Genomic DNA, 18,825 nt, shown 5'->3' on the forward strand with positions numbered 1-18,825 from the left:
CATAATCTCTCAAGGGGTATGAACAATCGGAAAGTATTGGTGCTTTGATGCTAGGGCTTTGCGTGCACGTTCTGCGTTGCGACGATTGCGCTCGAGCTCACTCACACGTTGTTCCCATTCTCTTGTCGGCCAATTCGATTTCTCATCGTGCAATCGGCGAATTCGCGTATCGAGATTTTTTACTATCTTTTCGTAATCGGAAACTTCAACTATCTCGTTGACGATACCTGCGACAGCAAGTGGTTTGTTCATTTGCCTTTTTATGCGCTCTGGCAACAAACCACTTGACCAGTATTTGACATCATCTGGGGCTCCACTCTCCCGCCAATCCGCCATTCGCAATAAGTTCTGCCAGAACTCGCCGCCATCTTTCTTCGTGAAGTCATAGCTATTGCACCGCCCTACGGCCACATCGAATGCCGTTACGCATTTTGATGCCCCTCGGTTCAGAACGATCGCCGAATGATGGGAATCCTCTGTGGGTGTGGAACTGGCGTCGGCATACAACTCTTGCCGCGAAAGATAACGATCGACGACAAACCATTTTCTGTCGGAGGAAAGACTGGCCGATGCCAGTTGCCAATCCTTGCCCTGGTTCCTGAGAGCTGCCTCGAGTTCTTCGATTTCTTCTGCATTCAGCATTGAAGAAGTGTATGTCAGACGGTCCGGCAGCCGTTCAAACGGGTTGCGCACCACCTCGCGCTGGATGTTTCTGCCGGTTTCCGGCGTCGCCGCCGCTTGAACTCCCCAGTTCGACGAGCCGATATTGTTGCACCCCGATAGAAGGGTGAATTCATAGTCGAGGTCTGGCAGCATGCCGGCGTTCAGATCACGCAGCGCGCCGGTCGGCACATCTTCGTTAGAAAACACCTTCGCCAAAGCGCGTTTCAGGTTCGGCAACTTTCTAGGCTTGGGCGAAGGTTGCAGGTGCATGAACTCGTTGTCGAGAAACATGCGTTGGCCGAATCCCTCACCACACTTTTCGTGAATATCGAGCGGCACACCCTGCCAACCGAACCCTTCCACGTTGTCGAGCGAGACGGTCATGTCATGCGGACAGAAGTAGTTGAATATGCGACCGTGATTGTCGCGCATATGCGCCTCTTTTTCCTTGACCGAACTGGCAGCGACGCCCTTGGCCACGAGGTGCTCTGCGCTCGGGCCCGCGACACGTTGTTCAAAGGTGAGTTGGCACAAGTTTGCGAAGGTTTCGATTCGGGCGCGCTTTGATTGTTGCGGACCAAATGACTGTGAAGCTTCATGAAAAGGGGTCTGAAAGCTGTACGGCGAGTTGTTGAGAATGAGGCAATCGGCCGGGCGCGAGGGACTGTCTGGACTGTTCGCCGCCAGGAAGTTTGCGAGCATCGAAACCATCGTTCCCTGGCTATGAGCAACCAGTGTTATCGAGTCATCTTTGGTGTTTGGGCGGTTACGTATCTCGGCAATTAGATCGGCCAATCGCTGAGCGGCCCAGACGAAATAGACTCGATGCGGATTTTCGTACATCGGATGACTCAGATCATCCATGACATAGCGGGAGATCCATTTGACGATTCCCCAGATATTGCCTCCCGGTCCCCACATGTCGACAAGGTTCGACGTGGCGTTTGCGAACACCCCACCATTCTTCGCGAAGTTTTCGTCGAGGCGGTTTCCGAAGCAATCCTGGTTTTCGTAGCCTTTGCTGGGATCATTGGCACCTACGACATAGTAGGCGTCGTATGGCGCGTCTACTTCTTTGACGTCCCGGCGACGCCGTAGTTCATCGCGGTAACGCGCCTGATCTGCGTCGTAGGTCGCTTTATCGACTGCGCGGAACCCCCAGTAGAATGGAATGATCGGGTTGTATCCCTGGGCTTCTGCGCGCCGCTCGTGGCTGACGACACGGTTGTCTTTGCAGGCCCGCGGCACATCCCATTCACCGGGTGTCAGATCATCACGACCTAAACGGATATTCAAACCCTGACATAAACCGTCTGCTTGCGTCGGGTAAGCCTCACCAACATCGTTGACACCGTGTACCAGGATGATGATCCCGGGCATTGGGCGTTTGAATCGAATATCTACCTGGTCGGTTTCGCCGACTTTGGGCGTCGTAACGAATTCCTTGATCACGTCACCGTTCTTGCCGGCGTCGCGGACGCGTTTGTTGGGAGAGTAGCGTTCCTTGCTCATGCGTTTTCTCTTGGGGGGGTTCAGTCGGGAAGGATTTCTATTGCGGCATTGGCAAAGTGGGCAGCATCGATAATCTCTGCGCGCCCTAGATTGTCAGTCTTACCTTCGAACACACGGCCGTCATCGAGCGTGACACGGTAGTTCCGATTTGCGATAGGGTCATCACTGCCTTCCCAGGTGAGCACCGGCAGTCGGTCAAACGCACCGGTCGGCGCGAACTCGGGTACATCAAAATGCATGCTGGTCGGCCCACTGAAACTCTTCTTACTCGCATGCACGGTAATGGTCCCGGGACACTCCACGGTGATCCCACCATCGATCGTGATGCTCGCCCCGCCGGCGACGGCCAAGTGGACCCTCTTGGCCGCCGCAAAGTCGATATCCGCTCTCGCTGAGACCATCGTTAGGTCTTGCTTGGCCTGGAGCTTGAGTTGGTCGCTCTGCGCCTGCATGTCGACCGGGTCTTTGGCCGCGATCAGGGTGATGCCGGTGTTGCCCTCGCCGGGTTGGATCGCGCCGGCAAGCAGGCCAATCGCCTGACCGGTGTGGATACGTGCCTTGCCACCGACGGCGATGTCGGTGTCCTGTCCGCTCATCGCGGTGAAGGTCTCGCCGTTGGCAAACTGCAGGTGCTGTCCGGCGACGTTGGCCAGGCCGGCCTTGGCCGCCTGGATGATCGCCGGGTCGGTGAAGTGCGGCACCTTGTCGTCGGTGACTTTCGTGTTCTTGTTGGCCGCGTCGTTTTCGGCCGGGTTGAGCGCGCTGTGCTCGACCATGCCGCTGGCGGTCTGGTGCATCGCCGGGATCGGCGCGAGCTTGGGGTCGACGAAGCTGCCGCCGGGCTTTGCGCTGCCGACACTGTTGGCCAGTTGCACGGTCTGGTGTGTCTTGGCCGCGTTCGACAGGGTGCTGGCCTGGGTTTTGGCCTGGTTGAGCAGGGCCATACCGGCGGTCAGGTCCCCGGCCGGCTCGGCAGGGGTGCGTCGTGCCCAGGTGCTCATCAGCACGCCTTGCCCCCCTCTCAGTGCGCCGTAGGCATCGGTGCGCAGCTCGGCCCCGGCGCCACGGAAGCTGCCGCGGTAGTTGTCGGCCTGGTGGACCAGGTGACCTAAGTTGAGCTCGGTGTGGTGCTGGGTGGTCTTGAGCTGCACGCGTTGCTGGTTGTCGGTGTCGTCAAACACCAGTTGGTTGTAGCCCTCACCACCGAACGCCTTGGTCTTGAAGCCGCTGAGGGCTGCGGCATGCGCATGGCTGCTCGGGGCTGCACCGTGCCATGCCGGGCTGTGGCCAGCGGCGAGGTTGCCCTGGCCGCTCGGGCTGTGGTCGGTGGCCTCATCGAATACGCGGGTGTCGGCGGTTTTGTGGTTGTCGCCGCCCGGGGTCGGCATGGTTCCACCTTCGCCCTGCCCGTTGTACAGGGCGCCGATCACCAGCGGCCGGTCGATATCACCCTCAAGGAAGTCGACCAGCACCTCCTGGCCGATGCGCGGCAGCCACTGCCAGCCCATGCCGTTGCCGGCCTGGCGGCTGGCAACCCGCAGCCAGCAGGTCAGGCGGTCGTCGGCACGCTCACCGCGCTGCCAGTGGAAGCGCACCTTGATGCGCCCGAGCGCATCGCACCAGATCTCGTCGACGCCGTTGGGCCGGTCTTCGCCGTGCGGACCGACCACGATCGCGGTCATCGGGCCGGGGGCCAAGGGTCGCGGGTTGATGCGGGCACCGGTGTCGTCGGCCAGGCGTGGCCGCCACGGCACCTTGGCACGCAGGGTCTCGAAGCGGTTGCCGTAGCCGCGCTGGCGCGCCAGGTCGAGCAGCTCACTGGGAATCTGGGTGGGAGCAGCTATCGGTGCCAGGGTGTCGCCGGTCGGCAGGTCATCCCCCCCGAGCGGACCGGTCAGGCGCTTGGCGACCTTGTCGATCGACTCGCCGGACAGGTTGTTGATGCCCACATGGGTCAGCTCGGTCAGCAGGAAGCGGCGGTTGTCGCCGGTGTCCTGTCCAGCCTGATCGTTGCCCTCACCCTCTTCGAGCAGGTCCAGCGGTGATTCGCTCAAGTCGAAGGCGAAGCCGGGGCGGAAGGTGCGCACGCTGCCGCGGCCGAAGAAGGTCTTGTAGCGGGCCTCGCGGGCCTGCATCGCCAGGCGCAGGTAGCGGTCGGCCTCGCCACGGGTGGCATGGGCGTATTGACCGGCGGGCTCGTAGTGCTCGAGGAGCGGGGCATGCTCGCCACCGAAGCTGTGGTGGGTCGGCACCTGGGCGGTGACGCCGCGCTTGGCCTTGTAGTCGTAGCTGAGCACCGTCATGACGGTGGTATCGAGCTGACGGCGGCTGCCCAGCGCGGTGATGGCATCTTCGGTCTCTTGCGAGTCGGCGCGGTGGAAGCGGATTGCGCCTTGGGTGTCGGATTGCTCATCGCTGGGGCAGGCGACGCTGTCGGCGAACAGGCGGATGCGGTGGCCGGCCGGGGCGGCCTCATCCTCTTCGACGCACCAGGCCAGGCCCTCTTCGGCGAGCAGGCGTGAGACGAAGGCGTAGTCGCTTTCGCGGTACTGCACGCAGAAGCTGCGCGGGCGGGTATCGGACAGAAACCCGGCGACCTCGTCGGACCACTGCCAGGCGGCATGGGCGGCATAGTCGCCGAACACGAGGTCGATGATCTCGACCACGGTCTTTTCCTGGAACACCCGGTTGTGGCGGCCGCGCCCAAGCAGCCAGGTCCAGGGCACCAGGGTCAGGCGGTAGCGGGTGAAGCCGCCGTCGGCGCCGAGCTTGTCGGCGGCGCGCACCAGGGCGCTGCGGCGTGACGGGGTGCCATCGGCCAGGGTCGTGACCAGCGTGACCGGCTGGCCCATGAAGGCTTTGAGCTCAAGAAAGGCATCGGTCGACAGGCCGTCGATCACGATTTCGAAACCGGCGGACAGCGCCTCGCGCCCCCACCAGGCTTCCACCAGCAACAAGCCCGGCGCACCCGATGGCCACTCAAGCTCGTACAAGCGCGTCTCCGCGCTAAACAACAGATCCATGTCGTTTCTCTTTCCTTGATTACGAAGCAGCCGCAGTTCCAAGCGGCCGAGCAAGTCTTCGTTGCGTGCGACGATTTTCGCATAGCGACCCTTGGCCGATCACGCCGCCGGGTGTAGTTGGCGAGTTAGATTCGCGTTACACAGAAAGCAGTTACTAAACCGGCAATGGGCGGATGCACAATGCGTCAGTGGTCGACGCTCGCGCTGTTGGCGCTGATCGGCACGCTGACTGGCAGCCAAGCGTTGAATCTCTTTTGTGCGTCTCTTCGTAGATATCGGTAAGCATTGCCGTGCACGGTCGTTCAGCCTGCGATACATCGGGTGATGTCAGCGATAGGCTAGATGCACGATACAGGTCGCCGTACGGGTAGTATTGGACTATGCGGTGAGACTGGTCGAACCTGCGATGGGCAATGCGAAACAGTCGAGCGACAACCTACTTTGGGATCGGGTGCTATCCATCAAATGTTGAAACTCAGGGAATATCAGCTACAGGATGTTGATCAACTCGTCGCGCTCGCGGATAACGAAAACGTGTCGCGCTACATGATCGATACGTTTCCGTGTCCATACACAGAGAAGGATGCGCGCTGGTGGATCGGGCAGGGTAGTTGCGCCCCCGGCATGATCACAAGGGTGATCGAAGTCGAAGGGCAGTTGGTCGGTGGTATTGGACTGACCGAGCAGGCCGGCTGGCGCGCACATGTCGCAGAAGTAGGTTACTGGCTGGGTGAGCCCTATTGGGGAAAAGGCTACGCGACCACCGCGTTGCGACTGATGTGCGGGCATGCTTTCTCCGAGTTACAGATTCGAAAACTGTATGCGACGGTGCTCGCTCCCAATAAAGCCTCCATGCGGATTCTGTATAGATGCGGCTTTACGTTTGTCGGCGTGCTCGAAGATGAAGTAGCGAAGCATGGACGCTATTACGACATACATCTTTTTGAAAGATGCAATCCATTGGCCGAATAGGTACTGTCGAACAGCATCAACATGCGGCCAAAACTAGCAGGCCAGCGGTTTAGCAGTAGGCTTTTGCCGGATCGAGCCTGGATATCCGGCAGACCAATGCCGCGTCGAGTCAAAAGGCATTCGCGAGCAAAGCGTTACGCGCCTGTGTGATGCGCACAAACTGTTCGTTACTGCCGCCGGCATCCGGATGCGCCTTCTGTGCCAATCGTCGGAAAGCCGCTTTGATCTGGCGCGGTTCAAGCTTGCCATCGATCGGCAGCTTCAGGATCTCACGATGTCGTTGCTCGTTAGCCTGCTTGCACTGATAGGGGCGCCTTTTGTGGCCGCTCTCATCACTTGAGAAACGCGCAAACCGTTCCTTTACTCGCGCTTCAGCGGCCCGGCGCACTTTCAACGACTCCCGGCGCAGTGCTTGTTGATCTTGCTGCCACCGCTCGCGCGACATCACCATACAGGCTGCAAACCTGATGTGACCCGATACCTCTAGCTCATCGAGACTGAAGGGTCCCACCATATCGAAAGGCTCATCGAGCCACGCGGACCTGCCGTCGCCGTCAACCTCTACGGTACCGATGCTGACCGTGGTAACAAGACCATTGGCGCCGTTCCAGATGACCCATTCCTCATCGCCTGCTGCCGCGAAGTTGTCATGCATGCGTCACCTCCGGGCCCATGGCATCGCCGTACTCAATACACCACATCACTGCGCGGAGCCCCTTTTGGTTGCCGGTATTGTGTCGAGGTTTGCGACAATCGATAGAAGGTTTGAAAGAAACACAACAAGAATTGCCCGCTAATCGATGGATTATCATGGGGCAGGCAAATTACACACCAACGGCTGACATAGGTACGCAAGCCCATGAGGTCGTTCACCGGGATACCCAGCCCGGCGACTGCTATGCTTGTGGCTGCACACGCGGTCGCCGGCAAGCGGCCGCCCGCGCCAGTCAACCGAAAGCCCAGCTCTCCGGTCTGTGTCTGACGGTGTCCGTTTTGTTTCACCCAATAGAGTGCGATCCCAATGTCGACCAGCCGTAGCTGGAATGTTTTGTCACCCGCGTTTTTAGTGCTGGCCTTTCTTATGTCGTCTTCACAGGCGACCGCAACATCACCACAGGTCAGCGAAGATCAGCAGGCGCTACGCGCTGCAATCGAGCGCATGAAGTCAGCACAACGCGGCCCGTTCGAACGCATCCGCTGGTTCTGCGCCGACGGTGCGGTGTTGGCGCCGGGCGAGGGGGCCTGTCGCGAACATGGCGGCGGCGTGCAGCACGGTGAATGGAACGCACAGACCAAACAACTGCGCGCCGACGGTTACTTCATCGCCAACCTGCTCGCCGATGTGCGAGACGATGACTACGTGGGCGACCAGGCACGTCTCGAAGACCTGCGCCAACTGTTGCTCGAACGTTTCCTGATCAGCAACGACGACGGCTGGGTGTTCCGCCAGGCGCGTTACTATCGCGGCGCCCTGCAGGCCGAAGATGAACAGGCTGGTGCGGCGCGCCTGATGCTGGCGCTCAGCGGCGACCCGCGCTGGCGTTCGCCAGCGCGCTATCTGCTACTGCGCGAAGCCGCACGCTTGCTGCCGCTCGGCGGCGAGCCCCGCGTGGCAGGCCAGGTGCGCCAGCTGGCGATTGAGATCGCCGATGCCGACCCCGGCTTCACCCCACTGCGCATCAAGATCCATGGCATTCCGGATGCCGGCGATGCCGCCATGGTGCGGCGTTATGCCAAGAGCAAAGGTCGCGAAGCGCTGGGCAAGGAATACGAGCGCCTGGCCGGCCTGCTCGATACCCTGAATGCCCCGCTGACCACGCTGCGCCAGTTGAGCGCTCTGGCGCGCGACACGCGCGACGCCGCCCTCAAACAGCAATTGCAGAGCACCGTCAGAAGCCTGCAGGATGCTGCCGACCTGCCGGCACGTCTCACCATCGCAGCGCGCGCCATGGCCGACTGGCGGCGACAGATCGAAACGCAAAGCGACCTCAAGCCGCTCAGCCGTATGCGCCTGCTGCTGGCCAGCCTCGCCATGGAACAAGAGGTTTTTGCCGTCGCCAACCAGCTTGTCGACCAGCAGGCAGGTGCCACGCGCGCCACGCAGCTGGCGTATCTCGGTGCTTTGAGCGATGCGCTCTATGGCAGCGGCCTGCTGTCGGAAAGACAGCGTGCGGCGATCGCACAACACAACAACGACCTCACGCGAGCCGCAACGCTGGCTGTCGGCGACTATGTCAACGCGCTGCGTTATCTCGCGCGTGTGCCGCAATGGGCGCAGAACGCGCTGGAGTACCAGTTCGGTCTGAGCGTGCAACGCTGGACGGCACTGACGCCGCTGGCGGCACATCTGATTCCCGATCGGCTACGCGGCAGTCCCCTGCTTGCCTACACGCGCCTGCTCGATCGCCTGGTGCAGGACGGCAACCGCCTGGTCGGCGTGCGCCACCGCTTGTTCGACGAGGCGGTCGGTACCGGTCTGCGCGCACTCAATCCCGGGCTGCGGCGCGGCGTGTTGCTGCTGCCGCCGGCCGATGGTGCGTTCCGCCGTGATGGCATCTACCTGTTGCCGTCGACCACGCCGGAGCTGCCGCCGGTGGCCGGCATACTCACCCGCGGCGAGGGCAGTTCGCTGTCGCACGTACAGCTCTTGGCGCGCAACCTCGGCATCCCCAATGTCGTGATCGACGAACAACGCGTGGCCGCGGTGTTGAAGCACGTCGGTGAGCCGATTGTGCTCGCCGTCAGCCCGCGCGGCGCAATCGAGATCAGCGCCGACGGTGCCCAATGGGACGCGATCTTCGGCCGCGAGGCGATCGGCGAAGACGTAGTGATCGAGCCGGACCTGGCAAAGCTCGATCTGTCACGCGCCGAGCCGCTCGCGTTGCTGGATATTCGCGCTAGGGACTCGGGCCGGATCGTCGGACCCAAGGCGGCCAACCTCGGCGAGCTGCGCAATAACTATCCGCAGGCGGTCAACCCCGGTGTGGCAATCCCGTTCGGCGTGTTCCGCCAGCTGCTCGATCAGCCGATCGAGCCGGGTGGCCGCAGCGCGTTCGACTGGATGGCTGGTGAATATGCGCGGGTGCGTGCGATCGATGATCCGGCCGCGCAGCAGCAGGCGGTCAGCAGCATGCTGGCACGCCTGCGCGGGTGGATTGTCGCGGCCGAGCCGGGCGAGGCGTTTCGCAAGGCGTTGCGCGCCAGGATGATCGAGGTGTTCGGCGATGCCGAGCACGTCGGGGTATTCGTGCGCAGCGACACCAATGTCGAGGATCTGCCCGGCTTTACCGGCGCCGGGCTCAACCTGACGCTACCCAACGTGCAGGGTTTCGACGCGGTAGTCGATGCCGTTCGCCAGGTGTGGGCCTCGCCATTTACCGAGCGTGCCTACGCGTGGCGCCAGTCACACATGACCCAGCCGGAGCACGTCTACCCGGCGGTGTTGTTGCTCAAGACGTTCGCATCGCAGAAATCCGGCGTGCTGGTGACCACCGATGTCGACAGCGGCGACCGCCAATGGCTGACCATCGCCGTGGGCGAGGGCGTCGGCGGGGCCGTCGAAGGCCAGGCGGTCGAAGAGCTGCGTGTGCGCCGCAGTGACGGCAAACTGCGTCTGTTGGCGCAGGCCAGTTCGCCGCTGCGTGCCGAACCGGCACCACAGGGCGGTATCCGCAAGGTGCCGGCAAGCGGGGCCGACGTTGTTCTCAGTGCCAATGAGATCGAGCAGCTGCGTGCGCTCGCCGACGACGTCGAACGGCGCTTCCCGATGCCGGTCGGCAGCGACGGTCTGCCCGCACCGGCCGACATCGAGTTCGGCTTCGCCGACGGGCAACTCGCGCTGTTCCAGATCCGCCCGTTCGTCGAGAGCCTGCGCGCGCGCCGCAGCGAGTACCTGATCAATATGGACAGGCAGGGAAGTGACGCCGCCCAGCCGGTGGACCTCGGCGCCGCGCCAGCCACACAATGATCAGATCGAGCTGCCGCCACGCGGCGGCCCGACGTGATGCCTACGAGGACAACATGATGATCACATACCGATCAACGGCGCCGCTGTTGGCGCTCACCCTGCTGGCTGCCTCGGCGGGCCCGGTGGGCGCCTATCCGATCGATGCCTACCCCGAAACCGGCATCGCCCGCCTGGAGGGATTCCGTCTCGCCCAAGAGGGCAAGGTGAAAGGCAACCGCCTGCCACCCGGCGCACAGCTGAAAACCGCTGACATCCAGCTGCGCCTGCTGGACCAGCCGGACTTCGAGATACCGCAACCCGATGCCGCGCTCACCAAGCGGGTGACGGCGATGCTGGGCGCGGAGGCCAGGGATTACAGCATCAGCGTGCTCGATCTGAGCGACCCGGCCAAGCCGTTGTATATCGAACACAACGGTTCATTGCCGCGCAATCCCGGCAGCGTCGGCAAATTGATGGTCGCCCTGGCGTTGTTCCAGACGCTGGCCGACCTCTACCCGGACGACATCGAGGCGCGCAAACGGGTATTGCGCGAAGCACAGGTGACGGTCGACAACTTCATCCACTCCGAGCATCACGAGGTGCCGATGTGGATGCCCGAGCAGAACCGCATGCCACGGCGCAAGTTGCGCGAGGGCGACACCGCGAACCTGTGGTCGTTCTGCGACTGGATGCTGTCGGCCAGCTCGAACGGTGCGGCGACCATGGTGATCAAGCAGGTGGTGCTGCTGCGACATTTCGGCATCGACTACCCGGTTGAGCCGGCACGCGCCCAGGCCTTTCTTCGCGAAACGCCGGTCAAGGAACTGAGCGAGCTGCTGATCGGCGCGTTGACCGAGCCGGTAACGCGCAACGGACTGGACGTGGAGCGGCTACGGCAGGGCAGCTTCTTCAGCCACAACGCCAAGCGTGCCATACCCGGCAAGAACAGTGTCGCGACCACGCACGAGTTGATGCGCTATCTGGTGAAGTTGGAGCAGGGCAAGCTGGTCGACGCCTGGTCGAGCCTGGAGATCAAGCGTTTGCTGTATATGACGCAGCGGCGTATCCGCTACGCCTCGTCGCCGGCGCTCAGCGATGCGGCCGTGTTCTTCAAGTCCGGCTCGCTGTACCGCTGCAAGCCGGAACCGGACTTCGTCTGTCGCAAATATCAGGGCAACGTCGAGAACCTGATGAACTCCGTCGCCATCGTCGAATCGCCGGCCGGTGCGCCACGCTATTACTACATGGTCGCTATCACGTCGAACGTGAAGAAGAAAAACTCAGCCGCCGAGCATCAGGCACTCGCTACCCGTTTGCACGCTTTGCTGAAAGGCTTGCGGCCCGCGTCGGACGTTCGAGAATGATGGTGTCGAGTTCGGCAATCAGGTTCTTCAGCCACTCGCCGCCCTTGGCATTCTGTGCCAGCGCCACGGCGATATAGGTGCGCCCGGCATGCTCGACGATCGCGCTGTCGGCGTGCCATTGACGCCAGGTACCCGACTTGCGATAGATCTGGGCATCCGGTGACGTCTCCATCAGGCCCTTGACGAACTTGTGGCGGATCCCCGGATCACCGAGCATCTTCTTCATCTCGTGCGACAGCTTGGGCGATACCAACTGCCCGGTCTGCAGCAGGTAATAGAAGCGCGCCACCTGGAAGCTGGTAGCACCATGCGACAGGTTGTGCAGCGGGTCGCGCTTGTAGGCCGCACCTTTCGCATACTCTTTACCGACCCACAGGCCGCCGTTGTAACGCTTGTCGTACAGGCGATACTTGGGCGAGGCAAGCAGCTTGGTGATGTAGCTGCGGCCGACACGATGGATCAGCTCGGTCGCCGCGGTGTTCGACGAGAAGCGGATCATGTTGGTCATCAACTCACGATTCTCGTCATTGAATTTCAAGCGGCCTTCATGGACACGCTCGAATGCCGCTAACAGAATAGCGATCTTCGGCAGACTCGCCGCATACATCATATGATCGCCATTGACCTGGGCCAGGCGTGGATGGTGCGGGTCGGTAATGTCGACCAGCGATACCGCCAGTTCACCGCGACGTACGGCAGCACCCAGTTTGAGATGCTCGATGCGGGACTCCAACACCGTCTGCAGTTCACTGTCCCGGGCGTGGCGAAGGGTTGGGTAAGTATCGGTTGATGTATCGGCGAATACGTTGAAGGAAAAAGTCAGAGCAAGGCTCACTACGATTAGCAGTCGCGCCATTTTGTGCAGTACCTGATTTCCGAAGCCGCGGGCAATAGTATCCAAATGTGTATTAAAGGCAATGAGTAGTTCGCAACTTGGTAGTAAAACTTTATTTAAGTCTTTGCTGCTGTTCATAAATTTCTTCCTCATCATCGCCGCTTTGTATCACCTGAAACCGGCCAGTCGGGCGGTTTTCGTTACCGCTTTGAGTTCGGAGCAGCTCCCCTACGTATGGATAGCGACCGCGCTATGCCTCGGCTTGATTATTTCGGTGTACTACCGGATCGTCGCGCGTTTCGGGCGAATCCAGGTTGTTTTGGGTACCTGCTCGACAATCATCGCGATTCTGGTGTCTTTCTACCCGGCGATGCAGGCGCCAGACCGGGTTCTGGCCTTTGGCTTTTACATCTTCGTCGACATCCTGAGCGTGATCCTGGTCGAGCAGTTCTGGAGCCTGACCAACACCGTGTACACGCCGCAGCAGGGCAAACGTTGGTACGGCCTGATTGCGACCGGTGGTCTGCTTGGCGGTATCGCCGGCGGGGCACTGTCGTCGTTCTGGATAAAGCAGGCCGGCCTGCAAACGATGGATCTGCTGCTGATCACTGCGCTGATCCTGGTGCTGTTGATGCTGCTCACACTGGTGATGGGGCGCGCCGGCATGTACCACGAGTACCGCGGCGTGCGCGACGATGAACGATCCGACAACAGCGGCTGGCGCGCGATTCTGGGTCACCGCTACCTACTGCTGATCGCGGTGCTGCTGCTGTTGGCGCAGATGGTAGAGCCGCTGGTCGAGTACCAGTTTATGAGCGCCGTCGAGGCCAGCGTCACGAATCTGGAGGCACGCACCGCCTACCTGGGCGACTTCTTCAGCCTGCTCAGCGGCGTGGCGATCGGTATCAACCTGCTGATCACGCCGCTGGTACATCGCCTGTTCGGCGCGGTCGGCGGTCTGTTGGCCCAGCCCACGGCGGTGTTTGTGGCCAGCTTGAATTACATGGCGTCACCGTCGTTGAACGCCGGTGCGGCGTTGAAGATCGCCGACCGCGGTCTGTCGTATTCGATCAATCGCGCCTCCAAAGAACTGCTGTATGTGCCGATCGATCCGCTGCTGATCTACCAGGCCAAAGCCTGGATCGACATGTTCGGTTATCGGCTGTTCAAGGTGCTGGGCTCGATGTTGATCCTGTTGCTGACCCAGTGGCTGCCGTGGACGATCGGCGCCGTGCAGCTCGGCTGGCTGGTGTTGCTGGTCTGTGTAGTGTGGGGCTTTGCGCTGATTGCGCTGCACTATGAGTATCGAAAGGTGCGTGCGGCGGCAGCCGAAGTTGCGGCGCGCGAACTGAGTAAGTCGGTCGCCTGAACTTCCCTGCCTCTGGCAACACGATGCCGGGATCCAGGGAAGATCCATTGCGGGATGCGAAGCGACTCATTGATCCGGCCAACGGCGAGAACGTCTCGCACGTCACGACTGGTACTTTTCCGTTTAGGTGGACCGGACGAAAAGTTCGCTGATGAAAATAGCCGGCTAACTACGGCGTCGATGCTGATGCAGTTCCTCGACGAAGCCACGCCCCGCATCCGTATGAAGGTCATAGGCGAACTCGACGCCGGCCGCCCGCAGCGACTCGGCCTCTTCCGGGTAGCGCATCGTGGCCGCGAGACGTCCGCGGTAGCGCTGGTCGCGCAGTCTCTCCGCCGCAGACAAATTTGCCTTATGTGCAGGGAGCGCCAGGATGATCCAATCGACCTCGGACAACAGTCCCGGCACGCGCGACCAGAAATCGGCATTGGTGCCATCGCCGACAATCACATTGCGTCCGACCTTTTGGTGTTCGCCAACCTTGGGCTCGTCGGTATCGACCCCCAGGATGCGGCCGTTATGGTCGGCAGCCAATGAATCGTAGATGGACGTGCCGACGCGGCCCATTCCGAAGACAACGACCTCGGTGCGTGGCAACGTGATTTCGGCGTCTACCGCCAGACGCTCGCGACGCTCAAAGCGTTTGATCTGGGAATGCCACCGTGCATAGAAACGGTCACCCTTTGTTGCCAAGGGTGCCGAGATGGCAAATGATAGCGACAACGCGATGGCAAACACGGCAAGCCACTGGGGTGGCAACCAGCCCGCCGCCGTGGCAATGGTGCCGACGATCAAACCGAACTCGCTGTAATTGGCGAGGTTCAACGATGCTTGCCAGGCAGTTCGGGCACGCAGTTTGAATAGCGTGAACAATCCAAAATAACATGCCGACTTGAACGGTAGAAACGCCAAAAGGCAAAGCGCCACCACCAGTTCATTCCAGCCGGGCAGGGCTGTCATTCCGACCGTCAGAAAAAAGCCGACAAGAAAGAGTTCTTTGAAACCAAGCAATGCCTTGGCCAGCTCGTTGGCCTTGGGATGCGACGCCAGCAACATACCGACCAACAACGCACCCAAGTCGCCTTTCAGTTCAACCATTTCGAAAACGTCGGCCCCGCCAACAGCAAGGACGATACCGAAAAGCAGCAGCAACTCACCGTGGCCGGTCAGCGACAGCAGCTTGTGCAGCAGGTGTCTCAGCGGGATCAGTAACAACAGGCCGAGCGCCCAGATACTCGGCAGCTTGCCCGCGGTCACCGCTATGAACGCGACGGCGGCGATGTCTTGAATGATCAGTACACCGATCGATACGCGGGCATGGCGTGTTGTGCTGGCGCCGATCTCGTCGAGTATCTTGACCGCAAACACGGTGCTCGAAAACGTCAATGCAAAGCCGATGATCAATGCCGTGCGAACGTCGAGATCGGTGAGCAACTGCAGACCGGCCAGTGCCAGCAGCATCACGAAGGCCGTCATCAGCAACATGACCGCCACGAGGTGCAAGGTAGCGACACCCCAAACCTCCGGTCGCATCAGCGACTGCAGGCGCAGTTTGAGACCGATAGAGAACAACAACAAGGTAACGCCGAGATCAGCGGTGACTCGCAGGAACTCGCCGGCCTCGGCACCGGCGGCGTGCAACACGAATCCGGCGCCCAGAAAACCGACTAACGGTGGCAATCCGACACGCGTTGCCACGAAACCGCACAGGAACGCTATGGCGATCCATAAAGCGTCTTGCGGATCAATAGCGAGGAGAATCGAATCCATAGCAGGAACAAGTATAGATGACGCGCCCCTAAGCCCGCCGCGAGGTGAAGCGGTCGCCGCTGGCTACGGACGTTCGCATATGACGATGAGCGCATCGCACAACCATCGTCTGCGCCGTTCCGATCGGAACGCCGGCACCGATGGCGATGAAGCCGTAAGTACCGGCGCAGATCCGGTTTCACATCACCAGCATGCCGGTTCGTGCAGCCACCGTGACGTCGACACGTGCCCCGGCATTGAAGGCGATCGCGTCATCCAGCATTCCGTCGCTGAAGATCACGCCTTCTTCGGCCATAGCCGACTCCAGGGAGAGCGGTTGCTCCGAATCAACCCGACCGATCACCAGATCGGTCTGAGCCGCGACCCCGGCATAGGGTTCGCGGACCGCGAACAGCAAGGCACGACTGTCCCATTGCATGCCGCTCAACAGCCTGTCTTGCTCGATCGATGTACCGCTCGCCTGAGCGATACGTTCCGCACCCATGACGATGCTCCGCACCCAGCCGGTGCTGCCAAGTCCGGTCGAAACAATGACGCCGCTGGACATCTGGAACTCTTCACGTTCGCCGTACGTAATACGGTATGACGCCGTCGTGTGACGCCGCGGCCCGATGAAAAAATCGTTCACCGCATGGAGTACCTGACCATCGTTGAGGCGGGCCTCGGCGAGGCTGATGCTGGCGCGCGGTCGCCCTTTGCCCAACGTCTCTCGCAGAATCGGGATCAGCTCGCTCGGCCCGAATGGCAGCAGCACCCCTTCGTTGCGTTTTGGATCCGGGTTTATGGCAATCACTGGTTGGCCGTCGAGATACTTCATGGTGTTTGCCACCAGGCCATCCTGCCCCACGACCACGACGATGTCTTTCGCCGCAAACAGGTAGTTGGGCAGGAAAGTGCGCTCCAGCCGCTGCACTCGACCCCAGTTCTTGAGATCACGTTCAGCCTGGTCGACCACAGAGCGGTAAGTGCCATCCTCACTGACGTAGTCTTCAAATCCCCCGCCGAGGCGTTCGACATAGAAGCGTGCCTGCTCAAGGGTGTTATGCCTGGCAACCAGTTCCTCAAGTCGAGTACGTCGGGTGACCAGAATTATGCGGGCGTCATTGCTATCCATGTCATTTGTCCCCCAGCAGGCTGCTCAACAGTTCCGGCGAGATATTGAGTTGGCCGATCTTGTCGGCACGTTCAGCAATGCCCTGGAAAGAACGGGCAATCAGCTGCTCCGGGCCCATACTGGAACTGGTGATGGCATCGAGCACTTTTGGATCGGCGGTACTGACCGCTTGCATGATGACCTTGATGGCGTACGCCTTGGCCTCGGCGCGCATGCGGCTGTTGGCAGCGGTCGTTTCGACCAGTTTCTGCCGCTGTTCTTCCAGCAGGATGCTGCCTTCGAGCGCCTCTTGTTCGATCGCACGCTGCTTCTCGGCTACCGAGCGCTTGGCCTCCATTTCGGCCTCGCGCACCTCGCGTTCCTTGCGCGCAACGGCGATGTCGGTCTGCAGTTCGTTTTCCTTGATGGCCCTTTCCTGATCGACTGCGGCATTGCGCCTGCGATAGACCGCCTCATCGGCATCCTGGAGCACTCGCTCGCGCATCTCCGCCTCGAGTGCACGCGCGGTCTCCGGGGTCGGTTTGACGGCCAGGATGGCCAGATCCATTACCTCGATGCCCAGTTCCTCAAGGCGCGCCGACTCTTGCAACCGTCGGCTCACCGCCTGCGTCAGGCCGTCGCCTGCAACCAAGGCATCAACCAGGGGAATCGACTGGATCTCGGCACGAACCATCACCTGGACCTGGTTGAGGATTCGGTCGCCGAGTTTGCTCGGGTCCTCCGACGCATAGCCGTTACCTTTCGGCGCCAGCGCAAAATTCGCCATCTGCGACAGGCGACCCGGATCAGTCACTCGATAGACGACGCGGCCCTGGATTGTCACTTCCTGAAAGTCCACGGTGGTCTCGGCGAACATGAAGGGTTTGTCGACACTGACCATCGGCACAGCTACCAGCGTGGAGCTGGGCACGAAGTAGTAAAAAGAAAGGCCAAGCCCTTCGCGGACGACCTCGCCGTTACGGTATTGGAAGAGATACGTGGACGGGTCGCTTTTAACGTAGCGGATCAGATTGAACATGACGGAAATCCTCCTGTCATTGAAGTGAAGGCTGGGGTCTATCCCCGGCCGGGTTGACGCTATCGGTTCCCGATAGCGTGCAAAATTCGGTTTAGCCGATCATGGCCTGGATGATGGCGTAGTGATCCTCATACATGCGTTCAGGTCCCAGGTCCGCAAGCGGTGCCCAGAAGGCGCGTCGCGCATCGTCACCACCACGCACTTTGGGCAGCTCGGTGTTCGGTTCGAGTTCGAACTGGAACACGTGGGTGATGGTTCGACCGCGCAACGAACGATAGGGCCAGTCGAATACCCGGCGAGCCCGGATCGAACCACGCAGCACCGGTGCCGGCACCTTCAGACGCGTCTCTCCACGAAGCTCCCGCACACAGGCCGCCTCCAGGGTTTCATCACCCCGAAGGAATCCCCCGGGCAGGGCCCACAGCCCCTTACCCGGTTGCGCACGTCGTTCGACGAGCAGGATGTGCCCGGATTGTACGACCACGGCATCCACGGTGACGAACACGGGTGGATAGGGCGCTTCGGCCCAAGCGCTGCGGTAGCGCGCGACGAACTCAGCTTCTTCGCGTATCAGCGTGTAGGCCTCTGTCGCGCAGTAATCGACCAGTTGATTCCTGACCGCCGGCGGCAATGCGCTGTGTGCTTCGGGGCTCGCCAGATAGGCGGCACCCGAAGGAGTTGGTGCTGCCCGCATGCCGAACAAGGCCTCACGAATGGCGGTACCACGCACCTTGTTGTCGCTGTCGATGCCGACCGGAACCCATTGCGGGAAGCGCCTGGGGTAATACCTGTCGCCATCTTCAGACAGACCGACGAGGCCGACGCGCGCAACCCGATCGCCAATCGAGGCTTTGATCGAATCGCGAACGATCGACTGGACGCGACCCAGCCAACGGTCTTCGTTGTAGGGATCGTCGAGCAACGGTGAGAGGATCACACGCTGCGCTTCAGGCTGTTCCAACGATCCGCGGACCATTGCCTCGATATCGTTGAATGACCAGGGGTTGCGGGTCGTGCGCGGCTGACGCGCAGAACCGCAAAGCATGATGATGTGTTCCGACTGGCCCAGCGCCTCGCGCAGCACCGCCAGGTGTCCGGAATGAAACGGCTGGAACCGACCAACAAAGACCAGAAAATCAAACGACTTCGACATGTCAGCAAGCCTCCCTTGCTGGTTAGAAACGATTCCGGTCTATCCGGAATCGTCTACCGAAGTCACGTGCGGTCCGCACGTAACCT

The 18,825-nt window shown here is 61.0% G+C and carries 12 protein-coding genes; 4 read left to right on the forward strand and 8 right to left on the reverse strand.

Annotated elements, in window-relative coordinates; translation table 11 throughout:
- Positions 1 to 9: 9 nt before the first annotated feature.
- Both B1781_RS22485 and B1781_RS22490 read right to left on the reverse strand, forming a co-directional pair.
- Positions 10 to 2,175, reverse strand: a complete 2,166-nt coding sequence (locus B1781_RS22485; RefSeq protein WP_078121810.1) for a T6SS effector phospholipase Tle3 domain-containing protein — start codon at positions 2,173 to 2,175, stop codon at positions 10 to 12.
- Between the two features lie 20 nt (positions 2,176 to 2,195).
- Positions 2,196 to 5,198, reverse strand: coding sequence for a type VI secretion system Vgr family protein (locus tag B1781_RS22490; protein ID WP_078121811.1), 3,003 nt, complete (start codon positions 5,196 to 5,198; stop codon positions 2,196 to 2,198).
- Between the two features lie 465 nt (positions 5,199 to 5,663).
- On the opposite strand from B1781_RS22490, the gene B1781_RS22495 reads away from it, so the two are divergent.
- Positions 5,664 to 6,170: a GNAT family N-acetyltransferase gene (locus tag B1781_RS22495; RefSeq protein ID WP_078121812.1), complete on the forward strand. Its 507-nt coding sequence runs from the start codon at positions 5,664 to 5,666 to the stop codon at positions 6,168 to 6,170.
- 109 nt (positions 6,171 to 6,279) lie between these two features.
- Here B1781_RS22495 and B1781_RS22500 read toward each other — a convergent pair whose 3' ends face one another.
- Complete coding sequence (locus B1781_RS22500; RefSeq protein WP_078121813.1) at positions 6,280 to 6,825, reverse strand: J domain-containing protein; 546 nt, start codon at positions 6,823 to 6,825, stop codon at positions 6,280 to 6,282.
- 426 nt (positions 6,826 to 7,251) lie between these two features.
- Here B1781_RS22500 and B1781_RS22505 point away from each other — a divergent pair, with 426 nt between their 5' ends.
- Both B1781_RS22505 and B1781_RS22510 read left to right on the forward strand, forming a co-directional pair.
- A complete protein-coding gene (locus B1781_RS22505) occupies positions 7,252 to 10,137 on the forward strand; it encodes a PEP/pyruvate-binding domain-containing protein (protein WP_334223827.1) in 2,886 nt (961 codons plus the stop codon).
- 53 nt (positions 10,138 to 10,190) lie between these two features.
- On the forward strand, positions 10,191 to 11,480 hold the full coding sequence (locus B1781_RS22510; protein WP_334223828.1) for a serine hydrolase: 1,290 nt from the start codon (positions 10,191 to 10,193) through the stop codon (positions 11,478 to 11,480).
- Here the strand turns inward: B1781_RS22510 and B1781_RS22515 are convergent.
- Entirely contained in the window at positions 11,422 to 12,336 is a 915-nt protein-coding gene (locus B1781_RS22515; RefSeq protein WP_078121815.1) for a serine hydrolase, read from the reverse strand. The genes B1781_RS22510 and B1781_RS22515 overlap by 59 nt on opposite strands.
- 61 nt (positions 12,337 to 12,397) lie before the next feature.
- On the opposite strand from B1781_RS22515, the gene B1781_RS22520 reads away from it, so the two are divergent.
- Entirely contained in the window at positions 12,398 to 13,684 is a 1,287-nt protein-coding gene (locus B1781_RS22520; RefSeq protein WP_078121816.1) for an Npt1/Npt2 family nucleotide transporter, read from the forward strand.
- Positions 13,685 to 13,849: 165 nt separating this feature from the next.
- Here B1781_RS22520 and B1781_RS22525 read toward each other — a convergent pair whose 3' ends face one another.
- The 4 genes from B1781_RS22525 to B1781_RS22540 all read right to left on the reverse strand — a co-directional run bounded on the left by B1781_RS22525 (position 13,850) and on the right by B1781_RS22540 (position 18,739).
- Positions 13,850 to 15,454 carry a cation:proton antiporter domain-containing protein gene (locus B1781_RS22525; RefSeq protein WP_078121817.1) on the reverse strand — a complete coding sequence of 535 codons (1,605 nt, stop codon included), beginning with the start codon at positions 15,452 to 15,454 and terminating at the stop codon, positions 13,850 to 13,852.
- A gap of 178 nt (positions 15,455 to 15,632) precedes the next feature.
- Positions 15,633 to 16,568, reverse strand: a complete 936-nt coding sequence (locus B1781_RS22530; RefSeq protein WP_078121818.1) for a diacylglycerol kinase catalytic domain-containing protein — start codon at positions 16,566 to 16,568, stop codon at positions 15,633 to 15,635.
- A 1-nt stretch (position 16,569) separates the two neighbouring features.
- Entirely contained in the window at positions 16,570 to 17,586 is a 1,017-nt protein-coding gene (locus B1781_RS22535) for an SPFH domain-containing protein (protein ID WP_078121819.1), read from the reverse strand.
- 91 nt (positions 17,587 to 17,677) lie between these two features.
- Complete coding sequence (locus tag B1781_RS22540) at positions 17,678 to 18,739, reverse strand: bifunctional nicotinamide-nucleotide adenylyltransferase/Nudix hydroxylase (protein WP_078121820.1); 1,062 nt, start codon at positions 18,737 to 18,739, stop codon at positions 17,678 to 17,680.
- Between the last annotated feature and the right edge of the window lie 86 nt (positions 18,740 to 18,825).

The sequence above is a fragment of the Thiosocius teredinicola genome, assembly GCF_002009425.1.
GTDB classification, from domain to species: Bacteria; Pseudomonadota; Gammaproteobacteria; order Chromatiales; family Chromatiaceae; genus Thiosocius; species Thiosocius teredinicola.